At 53.6% G+C, this 10348-nt stretch carries 12 protein-coding genes and 1 tRNA gene; 4 read left to right on the forward strand and 9 right to left on the reverse strand.

The window, feature by feature from the left end; genetic code table 11:
* From QE270_RS08545 to QE270_RS08555, 3 genes are all read left to right on the forward strand, one after another.
* On the forward strand, positions 1–631 hold a 631-nt coding region (locus QE270_RS08545), incomplete at its 5' end, for a 5'/3'-nucleotidase SurE (protein WP_300038074.1).
* A gap of 138 nt (positions 632–769) precedes the next feature.
* Positions 770–2278: a phosphoesterase gene (locus QE270_RS08550; RefSeq protein WP_300038077.1), complete on the forward strand. Its 1509-nt coding sequence runs from the start codon at positions 770–772 to the stop codon at positions 2276–2278.
* Positions 2279–2442: 164 nt separating this feature from the next.
* Positions 2443–2649 carry a hypothetical protein gene (locus QE270_RS08555; RefSeq protein ID WP_300038080.1) on the forward strand — a complete coding sequence of 69 codons (207 nt, stop codon included), beginning with the start codon at positions 2443–2445 and terminating at the stop codon, positions 2647–2649.
* A 79-nt stretch (positions 2650–2728) separates the two neighbouring features.
* Here the strand turns inward: QE270_RS08555 and QE270_RS08560 are convergent.
* The 7 genes from QE270_RS08560 to rpsD all read right to left on the reverse strand — a co-directional run bounded on the left by QE270_RS08560 (position 2729) and on the right by rpsD (position 8594).
* Positions 2729–2804, reverse strand: a tRNA-Lys gene (locus QE270_RS08560).
* 40 nt (positions 2805–2844) lie between these two features.
* Positions 2845–3378, reverse strand: coding sequence for a 2-amino-4-hydroxy-6-hydroxymethyldihydropteridine diphosphokinase (gene folK / locus QE270_RS08565; protein WP_300038083.1), 534 nt, complete (start codon positions 3376–3378; stop codon positions 2845–2847).
* Complete coding sequence (aguB, locus tag QE270_RS08570) at positions 3362–4228, reverse strand: N-carbamoylputrescine amidase (protein ID WP_300038086.1); 867 nt, start codon at positions 4226–4228, stop codon at positions 3362–3364. Before aguB ends, folK begins: the two co-directional genes overlap by 17 nt.
* A gap of 91 nt (positions 4229–4319) precedes the next feature.
* Positions 4320–5180: a methyltransferase gene (locus QE270_RS08575; protein ID WP_300038089.1), complete on the reverse strand. Its 861-nt coding sequence runs from the start codon at positions 5178–5180 to the stop codon at positions 4320–4322.
* Between the two features lie 21 nt (positions 5181–5201).
* A complete protein-coding gene (locus tag QE270_RS08580) occupies positions 5202–6182 on the reverse strand; it encodes an agmatine deiminase family protein (protein WP_300038104.1) in 981 nt (326 codons plus the stop codon).
* A 4-nt stretch (positions 6183–6186) separates the two neighbouring features.
* Positions 6187–7866: a M28 family metallopeptidase gene (locus QE270_RS08585; RefSeq protein WP_300038092.1), complete on the reverse strand. Its 1680-nt coding sequence runs from the start codon at positions 7864–7866 to the stop codon at positions 6187–6189.
* A 113-nt stretch (positions 7867–7979) separates the two neighbouring features.
* Positions 7980–8594 carry a 30S ribosomal protein S4 gene (rpsD, locus tag QE270_RS08590; protein ID WP_300038095.1) on the reverse strand — a complete coding sequence of 205 codons (615 nt, stop codon included), beginning with the start codon at positions 8592–8594 and terminating at the stop codon, positions 7980–7982.
* Between the two features lie 179 nt (positions 8595–8773).
* Here rpsD and QE270_RS08595 point away from each other — a divergent pair, with 179 nt between their 5' ends.
* A complete protein-coding gene (locus tag QE270_RS08595) occupies positions 8774–9091 on the forward strand; it encodes a chorismate mutase (RefSeq protein WP_300038107.1) in 318 nt (105 codons plus the stop codon).
* Positions 9092–9125: 34 nt separating this feature from the next.
* Here the strand turns inward: QE270_RS08595 and QE270_RS08600 are convergent, their stop codons facing one another.
* Both QE270_RS08600 and nrdR read right to left on the reverse strand, forming a co-directional pair.
* The gene (locus tag QE270_RS08600; RefSeq protein ID WP_300038098.1) at positions 9126–9848 is read right to left on the reverse strand and encodes an RNA methyltransferase; all 723 of its coding nucleotides are present in this window, start codon (positions 9846–9848) and stop codon (positions 9126–9128) included.
* Positions 9845–10306, reverse strand: coding sequence for a transcriptional regulator NrdR (nrdR, locus tag QE270_RS08605; protein ID WP_300038101.1), 462 nt, complete (start codon positions 10304–10306; stop codon positions 9845–9847). The genes QE270_RS08600 and nrdR overlap by 4 nt, the downstream gene beginning before the upstream one ends.
* Positions 10307–10348: the final 42 nt, after the last annotated feature.

Genomic DNA, 10348 nt, shown 5'->3' on the forward strand with positions numbered 1-10348 from the left:
GGTTTTCGTCGCAATGAAGCGTTGGGGACAGGCACCCGATCTCGTGCTCTCCGGCCCCAATGAAGGGCAAAATGTCGGAGCTATTGCTATCAGCAGCGGCACGATCAGCGCAGCGCAATTCGCAGCCTTGCGCGCGCTGTCGGCAATTGCCTTAAGTGCGGGACAGAACAGCGCTGGCCCCGATTTGGAGAACGCGCAGTCGACAATAGTCGCGGGAAAAAGTGCAGATCTGGTGCGCGCTTTGGACACCGCATCAAAGGGCGGTCGGATGCTTCCAGCTGGTTTAGCGCTGAACGTCAATTTCCCTAATGACGCCAAGGGAACGAAATTCTGCGCTTCCAAAATAGGCACCTATAACGCCTATACCCTAACCTTTTCCGAAAATATGGCTGCTAGCGCATCGCCCGAAATGAAGGAAATGGCGAGAACGTACAAAATGGATATCCCTGCTCTGCCTGGCTTATTACTCGGCCAAAATCCCGCCAAGCCTTCCGCCGATCAATTACAAGATGAGTCCTTTCTCCACCTGACCTGCATTGCCGTATCGCCAATGCAGGCAGGCTATGCCGATGATGACCGAAATATAGATCAGGTTAGCGGAATTTTAGCAGCCCTAGCGCCCACAAAATAGAGTTGGATGTATAGGACTCGTGGTGCGTTCTCGCCAGACTACTCCACCCCAAATTAACAGGGATGTAATTTATTTCGGGTATCTGGCTATGCTGAGAAGTATGCGTTTGCGATAATAGTCGTAGATAGGAGTTCGGTTATGTGCGTTACCAAAAATCTGTCGCGGGGCGTTATGCTGGCAGCAGTAATCCTTGTTACACCTGCACTTAGCCATGATAATGTTAGCCAAGCCGCGAAAGCAGGCAAGGACGAAGGTGAAGTCCGCTGGTTAGCTGGAGATCATCACATCCATAGTCGCTTCAGCACTGGATGGGATTCAAAAACAACGCCGCCCACGCCGATTGTTGGAGAAGATGCATTGTATCCCATTCCGATGAATGCGGTAATGGCACGCCGCTTTGGTCTTGATTGGATGGTGGCGACCGATCACGGTGGACCCAATCATAGTAAAGTGTCCCACGACCACAGCTATCCAGAATTGCTTGAGTCTCGAAAGGCTGTGCCTGATCTTGTTCAATTTTTTGGAATGGAACTCAACACCCCTGGTGCTGACCACAGCAGTATAATAATCCCTGCTGGCCCTGACGAGGCTGACCGGCTGGCGTCTTTTGAGTTACGTTTCGACGCCAAGGAAGTGTTTCCTCTGGATCCAGCCCGCAACGAAGAGTCCAAAATGCTTGAGGCATTGAAAGCTGCCGACGCACAAGTCCCCAAGCCTATCGTGATTGCGCATCATCCCAGCAGGTCTGCGAATGCATTGGGCCAATATGGCCTAACAACCCCACGTGAGCTTCGCCGATGGAATGATACTGCGCCAGAGGTTGCCATCGGAATGGAGGGCGCCCCTGGTCATCAAGCCGCTGGGCAGATGAAAGAACGTTTTGCACCCTCAGTTTACGCCGGCTATTTTGGTAAAGTTCGCCCAAGAGGCGCTTATGGAAATTACCCCACAATGGGCGGCTTTGATCAGATGACTGCCCAGCTTGGCGGATTTTGGGATTCAATGTTGGGTGAGGGACGACGTTGGTGGATAACAGCCACGTCCGATTCCCATGTACATTGGACCGATGGCGGCGCAGATTTCTGGCCAGGTGAGTACTCTAAAACATATGTTCGTGCGTCTAAGACCCATGATGCAATTCTGGCCTCCATTCGAGCGGGCCGTGTTTTCGTTACGACGGGAGATCTCGTTACGTCTGTTGATTTTACGGCTCAGGCGGCGGGAAATAAAAACCTGGCCGAGACCGGTGGAACCTTAAAGGTGCCTCAAGGCCAAGTTGTGAAAATCGCACTGAAGATCACGGATCCAAGCTCTTCTAATGCCAACGGAGATACTCCACGATTGGCACGTGTTGACCTCATTCGCGGGAAAGTGACCGGTCGAGGGAACAACTTTGATGCAAACAGCAACCCAACTACTAGTGTTGCGGCACGATTTACCGCCGATAGTTGGCAACAGAGGGGCGACAGCATAACCATTACGTTCAACATTTCGGACTTAAACGGCAATGAATATATTCGGGTTCGGGGAACCAATACCAGTGACCTTGAACCTCCTGTCGATGCTGACGGTGAGAATGCGTGGGGTGATTTGTGGTTTTACACGAACCCGATCTTCCTGGAAGCTGTAGGCAAGACGAAGCAGTAACGGATAATAGCAGATAGTCCGCTTCCGGCCCAATTGCAGCCATTCACATCAACGCCGATTACGATCATCTTTATGAGACGAGCCGGCATTATTTTGCCAAGCCAGAGTAACAACTGACTAAGGACCTACTTGCCAATGTTCTGCATTCGTTCCAGTTATGAATTATGCAACGCAAACGATTCGCCATTATCACTTTCGACCCCGACCGCGTTGAGAAACTAAGCTGGCAAGGCGAAGGCAACTCGCTCGCGTGGATTGTCTGGCGGGGTTTATGCGGCTGGACCTATCCAAAGGAACGCGGGATTATCAACATCACCCTGATGGACCAACTGCCCGCCAGGCCTCACCCGTCAGAAGACTTGTTGGAATAGAAAAGTTTAACTTGTTACCTAGGTTGTTACCTAGAGCTAGCCGCTACCCACCAAATCAACAATAAACCATCGAAATATATGGTGAGCCCTGCTGGGTTCGAACCAGCGACCTACTGATTAAAAGTCAGTTGCTCTACCGACTGAGCTAAGGGCCCCTGACATGAACCTGCAAGGGTTCAAACGAGAGCGCTTCCCCTAGTGGCGGTGGTGTGACTGGTCAAGGGCCTTTGGTCGGTTAAATCGCGATTGCAGGTGACGAATGGTTAAGCCTGTCATTGGGTCGCGCCAATCGGGGGCGACCATTGCGGCAGGCGTAAGGACAAAACCGCGCGAACGAAGGCCGGGATGCGGGATGGAGAGCGCTGGATTGCTATCGGCCCACATGCCGCCCGACCATAAGAGAATATCGAGATCCAGCACGCGTGAACGCCAGCTTTGGCCGCGCCGTACGCGCCCGAAATGGCTCTCTATTTCGTGGAGGCGGGCAAGCAGTGCAGGGGGAGCAAGCTGCGTCGCAATCACCGCTGCCGCGTTGGCAAAGCGCCGCGATGAAGGCCCCATCGGGCTTGATTGGATAGTGGCCGAATGTGCAAACACGTCGATATCGTCCATCTCCAGCGCGGCAATCGCGTGCGGGATGATTTGATTTGGCGTGCCAATGATGGGATGTGGCTGATTTGAACCTATCCCAATGAGATACAGATGCGACAGATCAAATATCCTCGGCAAGTCGGGTGTATAATGCTGGCCTGCGGTCGCGGAAGAAGCCCATGCTGGCACGATGCGCGCGGGCTTGGTCTAGGTCAAAGGTCGAGACTAATATGCCGGTTTCGGTGTCATCAAGGTCGCACACCACATCCCCCCATTCATTGGCGATGAAGCTGGTGCCGTAAAATTTTTGCGCCGTCTGACCATGGTCGTCTTCGTTGCCGACCCTGTTGGCCGCAATTACGGGCATACAGTTTGACACCGCGTGGCCAACCATTGCGCGCCGCCACATGTGCCGTGTGTCTAAGGTTGCATCCTGCGGCTCGGCACCAATGGCTGTAGGGTAGAAAAGCAGTTCAGCGCCCATCAGGGCCATTGCGCGCGCGCATTCGGGGTACCATTGGTCCCAGCATATGCCGACGCCAATAGTTGTGCCGAACACGTCCCAAACCTTAAACCCAGTATTGCCGGGGCGAAAATAAAATTTTTCCTGATAGCCAGGGCCATCGGGGATGTGGCTTTTACGGTAGACGCCCATGATGTCGCCATTGGTGTCAATCATCGCGACACTATTGTAGAAATGCGCCCCATCGCGTTCAAAGAAGCTTGTGGGGATGGCAACATTAAGCCGCTTAGCGAGTTTTGCCATCGCTTTGACGGCTGGATGCTCCAAGACGGGATGTGCCAGCGCAAAATGCTTTTCATCCTGCGTTTTGCAGAAATAGGGCCCTGAAAACAGTTCGGGCGGCAGGATGATTTGCGCACCCAGGTCAGACGCCTGCGACACAAGGTCACTGACGGCATCAATGTTTTCGGCTTCGCTTGCCGCTATGGGCAGTTGCAACGCGGCGACGGTGATATCTCTGGTCATGCCGAGTCTATAGCCGCACCCCGAAACGTGCCGCAATCATGATTGTCGCCATATACAGTATAATTGTGGGCGCAATTTCCCAGTACAAGCATCAGTTGCGCTTTTTAAACAGCAAAGTCATGCGATCGGATTCACCAATTGCTGTATATTTGGCGCGGTCGACATCCTTTAGGCGCAATGCAGGTGGAAGTGTCCACACCCCATCTGGCCAGTTTGCGCTGTCTTTCGGGTTGGCATTGATCTCGCTCTTGGCGACGAGTTCGAAGCCGTTCACCTCCATGAATTTCACGATGTCAGCTTCGCGTATATAGCCTTTACTTCCGTCGGTGTAGCTATAGGGGGCATCTGCCTTAGCGCGGTGTTGTTCAATGCCGATAAGCCCGTCTGGCTTCAACAGGTCACGCATGGCCTTTATTTCCGCATCGGCGATGTTCCAGTTCATGATGTTATGCATCATGCGCATGACCAATATGCGGTCGAATGTTCCTTTTACGCCTTCGGGAATTTCACTTAAGGAAAAGGCATTGAAATCGGCTTCTGGCCGGCCGGATACGGCGGCAACGTCGGACGCAAATTTGCCAACAGCCGCGGTAAGACCTTGCTTTTGCTGGTCACTGAAAAAGGTTTTTGTTCCGAAATATAGGCCGGTATATTTGCCATTTTCATTGACGTAGCGGCCAAGGATGCGTGACACCCATTCGCCGCCCGGTGCATATTCACCGACAACATGATCTGGGTGTACACGGAAGAATTCCAGTGTTTCGGCAGGGTGACGATATATGTCGCGCTTTGCATCATTGGCCCGATCTGGGTCCGCAAGTATTTGCGCAAGCCTTGCCTGATGCGCCTTATGCATTTTGTCATGCTCGGCTGTATTGGACATATGGTGGTCGGCCAAAGCAGGCACGGCTAAGGTTAAAGCCGCGAGTGCGTATACAATTGATTTTTTCATGGGATATACTCTCCTATATCGCTAAACTGGTATTTGTTGGCTTGAACAGTGAAAGCTGCCGCCGCCCGTTAAAACGGCGTCCGCCATTACGCCGACAACCTTTCGGTCGGGAAATAAGGCCGCCAGTGTGGTAATGGCAGCATCGTCATTCTCTGCACCATAAATTGGCACAACGACATTGTGGTTGCCAATGTAAAAATTCATGTAGCTTGCAGGAACAGCTTCCCCATCTTGCATGAAACGCCCTACCGACGGCATATTGCTCACTTGGCACCCAAAGGCTTCGGCGCGTTTATGTGCATCGTCGAAAGCGGCGCTATTTGGATCGTTGGCCCCTGCGCCTTGCGGAATGAGTATGTGGTTTACCCCAACAAAACGAGCCAGATTATCGATATGCCCGTCTGTGTGATCATTACGCAGGCCATCGCCCAACCATAGCAAGCGGTCGATCCCAAGCTCGTCGCGCAGCCGCGCTTCAATCGCCGCCTTGTCGAGCGTGGGATTGCGGTTGGGGTTTAGCAAGCAGTCAGCCGTCGTTGCAGCAAGCCCTTGGCCATCCACATCTATTGATCCACCTTCTAAAATCCAATCGGCCTTGCGGATCTCTAATCCAGCAGACGCTGCGAGTTCTGCACCAATGGTCCTGTCACCCGGGTAATCATAACGGCCACCCCAACCATTGAACCCAAAGTCACGGGCGATGCGGCGGTCGCCGTCCTTGACAATGATACAGCCAGTATCGCGTAGCCACACATCGCCGATGTGGCGCTGTTCAACATGAATGCCGCTATCGACGAGCTCAGCGGCAATCGCGGCAGCTTCGGCGCTGCCCGCAATCACATGCAGGCGTTCGCCCTGTCCGGACGCGTGAACGGCATTGGCAAAGGCAGCGATTTGCTGCTGTGCCCTTTGCAGCGGCGCTCCCCAAGCGTCGGCTGAGCTGGGAAAACCAATCCAGACGGCTTCATGCGGAGCCCATTCGGCGGGCATGCGAAATGCCATTGCGTTACTTTCCGCTGCGGCTTTTGTCGCGGACGGCGCGGAATTCGTCGCCATCGTTCCAATTGGGCCACGCATCTGTCATCGCTAGCATCCTTCCGACGCGATAATAGAGCTTCAAGTCTGACATGACGCCAGACCAATCCCATTTTTCGTCAAACTCGTCGCTAGGGGCGTGGTAGCGGTTTTTTTCATAATCTTCGGCGGCCGCTTTGGCAGCAGCTTTTCCGCCGGTCACCAAATCATCGCCACCTTCAAAATATACCATTGGCACGCCAAGCTTGGCGAAGCTGAAATGGTCAGAGCGATAATAAAAGCCCTTGTCCGGCGTTGGCTCCATCTCCGGCGTAAGGCCTTCTGATTTCGCCGCAGCCTCCAGATAGATATCCAACTGCGACTTGCCTTTGCCGATTACGGTTAGGTTCTTTGCCGGCCCCGACATGGAAAACGCGTCCATGTTTAAGCCTCCAACGGTTTGCGACAGCGGAAAAACGGGATTTTCTGCGTAATATTTTGAACCAAGAAGGCCACTTTCTTCCGCAGTGACGGCAAGGAACACAACCGACCGCTCGGGCGCTCCGGCTTTGGCAAAGCCCTCCGCCAATGCAACAAGTCCCGCGGAGCCGGTTGCGTTGTCTACGGCGCCGTTGCAAATGTCATCGCCATCTGCCGCGGCCGTGCAGCGCCCCAGATGGTCCCAATGCGCGGTGTACAGGACATATTCTTCCGACCGTTTCGTGCCCTTCATAACGCCAACAACGTTTTTGCTCGCCTTTCGCGCGATGTCATTTTCGAAGCTTAGCGATGCAGTGAGGTTTAAGGGCACGGCTTTGAAACCCTTTTGCTTTGCCCCAGCCATTTGCTTTTCAAGGTCTTGGCCTGCTGCGGCAAATATTTCCTTGGCGACGGATTTTTGGATCCAGCCATTGGCTTGCGTTTGGCTTTTGCCGCCATCTTTGGATTGGGCCAAAAACTGTGTGCCTGTCCAACTGGAGTTGACGACGTTCCACCCATAAGCCGCAGGTGCGGTGTCGTGGATGATCAGAACGGCAGCAGCACCCTGACGCGCCGCTTCTTCATATTTATAGGTCCAGCGGCCATAATAGGTCATGGCCTTGCCGCCAAAGGGGCCTTCTAGGCTATCATTTTCAAAGTCAGGGTCATTGACCATCACAACGACGGTCTTGCCCTTCACGTCTACGCCCGCATAGTCGTTCCAACCCTTTTCCGGGGCGACAATGCCATGGCCGACGAAAACCATGTCGCTTTGCTTAATGTCGGTTTTGGGCGCCTCGCGATAGCTGCCGATGACATATTCGCTGCCATAGGCAAAGGACATGGCCTCTCCGTTTCGGTCGGTAATGCGCAGTGCTGAGACATTCTTGGCGGTAATTTCGATCAGCGGCACGTCTTGGGTCCAGCTCCCGTTGTTACCGGGTGCAAGCCCTGCTGCCTTAAACTTCGATATCAAATATGCGACGGTCTTTGCTTCTCCTGCGGATCCTGGTGCGCGACCTTCATAGCTATCCAGCGATAGTTCGCGCGTAACGTCTTTCATCGTCTGCTCCGACAAAGCAGGGACATCGATTTGAGGTAATGCCGCCACCTCAATATCAGGCGATGCTGCTTTTTGACACGCAGACGTTAATGCAAGCGCGGAAACAAGGGCCAAAGAAAGCAGGCGCATGAAATTCTCCTAAGGGGAAATATTATTGCGCTCCTTGTGCCAGACCTGTCGATTGCGCTCAAACAAAAAAGGCGGCCACAAGGACCGCCTTTTTCGTAAATATATTTTGAAGATTAACGCGAATAGAATTCGACGACCAAATTTGGTTCCATCTTCACTGGGTAAGGCACTTCGTCGAGCGTTGGGACGCGTGCGAAGGTGACCTTATCATTACCGTCAACGGCAACATATTCAGGAATGTCGCGCTCTGCGAGGCCCTGTGCTTCGATAACCAACGCCATTTCCTTGGCTTTCGCACCAAGGCTGATGACGTCACCAACGGCAACCTGACGGCTGGCGATATTGCACTTCACGCCATTGACGCGGATGTGACCATGGCTGACGATTTGACGTGCGGCAAAAATGGTTGGCGCAAACTTGGCGCGGTATACAACCATGTCCAAACGACGCTCAAGCAGACCGATAAGGTTCTGCGACGTATCGCCTTTCATGTTGCTGGCTTCCTGATAGGCGCGCTTGAACTGCTTTTCAGTCACGTCGCCATAATAGCCCTTGAGCTTCTGCTTGGCGCGCAGCTGGATGCCGTAGTCGGAGAGCTTGCCTTTGCGGCGCTGACCATGCTGGCCTGGGCCATATTCGCGCTTGTTTACAGGTGATTTTGGACGTCCCCAGATGTTTTCACCCATCCGGCGGTCAAGTTTGTACTTCGAGCTTTTGCGCATCGACATATTCAGTCTCCAATTGCTAACAACGTTGTTTCCGGTACCGCGCGACACATCTGCGATGTGCCGGACACCTGCTTCACCGGAATGCAGGGTCGATTGCGAAGCAGCGCCTTTGGCCGCAGTTGGCGCTTATGTCAACATCTGGCTCGACTTTGCGGGCGCGGAACCTTAAACGCGCTGCGATGAACAGCACAGTCTATCCCGTTAAACCTGAAAATTGCGACACCATGGCTGACGTCCGGGCAGGCGTCGATGCCGTCGATGCCCAATTGGTCGACCTTCTTGCCGTTCGCTTCGCTTATATGGATGCTGCCGCGCGAATTAAGACCGAGCGCGCGGCTGTCCGGGATGAAGCGCGCAAGCAACAGGTGCTACGAAATGTTCAAAAAGCAGCATGCGAGGTGGGGGTATCCGCTGAAGTTGTTGCAGACATATGGGAACATTTGGTCGAGGCCTCAATCGCCTATGAACTCGAAAAATGGGACGCTAATCCCGCCTAACACTTGAACGAGGAGTAGTTTAAGCGGCGGAGGCTCACGCTTCGGGTGGCCGGCGCCTATTCAAGGTTGTCAGTACACCGCGCAACGTCCGGACCTCAAGCGCATTCCATGCAGGCTTCGTGAGCAAATTGCGCAATGTGCGGCGCGTTACTGGCGCGCGGTCGATGGGTGTGAAATAGTTCAGCGGCTCAAGCATTGCGTCCAATTGCGCGATGAGACCGTCAAGTTCAAATTGTGATGCGGGCGGTTCCAAATCCGTTTTGGGCGGGCTGGATAAACTTTGGGTCTTTGACCATTCATAGGCGCATAGGATGACCGCTTGCGCCAAGTTAAGCGAACCAAATTCGGGATTGATCGGTACGGTGATGATCGCGCGGGCAACATTCACCTCGTCGCTTTCAAGGCCAGATCGCTCGGCCCCGAACAATATTGCGCTTCGCCCGGTGTTACCAAGAACCTCTTGGGCCGCGGTTTCAGGCGTAATGACGGGCTTTGTAACGCCGCGTTTGCGCACGGTTGTGGCATAAACATGGGAAATGTCGGCAGTGGCATCGGCAAGCGTGTCGTAAACTTGGGCATTGGCCAACACGATGTCTGCCCCCGATGCTGCGGGACCAGCGGAAGGGTTCGGCCAACCATCGCGCGGCGCAACGAGGCGCATCTCGGTTAGGCCAAAGTTCAACATGGCGCGCGCGGCCTTGCCGATATTTTCGCCTAACTGCGGACGGCATAGAATAATGACCGGCGGCAAACTCATTTTTGTGCTGCTTCAACCACGCTCCCGGCGAAATCTTCAAAATCCTTAGCCTCGCTAAAATCTTTGTAGACTGACGCGAAACGAATGTAGGCGACGCTGTCCAGTGCCTTGAGCCCATCCATCACGAATTCGCCAATCTGCTTGGATTCAATTTCACTTTCACCCAAGGTTTCAAGCTGCCGCTGGATCGCCGAAGCAAGCTTTTCAATCTGCATATTGTCGACTGGACGCTTTCGACATGCCACGGAGAGCGAACGTTCTAATTTTTCTCGATCGAAGGGCTCGCGCTTCCCTTCAGTTTTGATCACTAATAGCTCGCGCAATTGGATGCGTTCAAAGGTTGTGAAACGTCCGCCGCAACCCTCGCACTGCCGCCGACGGCGGATCGCGCTATTGTCTTCGGTAGGACGGCTGTCCTTCACCTGGCTATCGTCATGTCCGCAAAATGGGCAGCGCAATTATTTTTCCTGATTCTTTTTCTTGTTTACATGGCGGTACGC

Origin of the sequence: Sphingorhabdus sp. (assembly GCF_029865925.1) — a bacterium.
Taxonomy (GTDB): domain Bacteria; phylum Pseudomonadota; class Alphaproteobacteria; order Sphingomonadales; family Sphingomonadaceae; genus Sphingorhabdus_B.

What these genes read in the sequence shown, in the direction of transcription:
- aguB (WP_300038086.1), bottom strand. Translation starts at nt 4,228, where the DNA reads ATGACCAGAGATATCACCGTCGCCGCGTTGCAACTGCCCATAGCGGCA.
- QE270_RS08595 (WP_300038107.1), top strand. Translation starts at nt 8,774, where the DNA reads ATGAACAGCACAGTCTATCCCGTTAAACCTGAAAATTGCGACACCATG.
- QE270_RS08575 (WP_300038089.1), bottom strand. Translation starts at nt 5,180, where the DNA reads ATGAAAAAATCAATTGTATACGCACTCGCGGCTTTAACCTTAGCCGTG.
- QE270_RS08555 (WP_300038080.1), top strand. Translation starts at nt 2,443, where the DNA reads ATGCAACGCAAACGATTCGCCATTATCACTTTCGACCCCGACCGCGTT.
- QE270_RS08600 (WP_300038098.1), bottom strand. Translation starts at nt 9,848, where the DNA reads ATGAGTTTGCCGCCGGTCATTATTCTATGCCGTCCGCAGTTAGGCGAA.
- QE270_RS08580 (WP_300038104.1), bottom strand. Translation starts at nt 6,182, where the DNA reads ATGGCATTTCGCATGCCCGCCGAATGGGCTCCGCATGAAGCCGTCTGG.
- rpsD (WP_300038095.1), bottom strand. Translation starts at nt 8,594, where the DNA reads ATGTCGATGCGCAAAAGCTCGAAGTACAAACTTGACCGCCGGATGGGT.
- QE270_RS08585 (WP_300038092.1), bottom strand. Translation starts at nt 7,866, where the DNA reads ATGCGCCTGCTTTCTTTGGCCCTTGTTTCCGCGCTTGCATTAACGTCT.
- QE270_RS08550 (WP_300038077.1), top strand. Translation starts at nt 770, where the DNA reads ATGTGCGTTACCAAAAATCTGTCGCGGGGCGTTATGCTGGCAGCAGTA.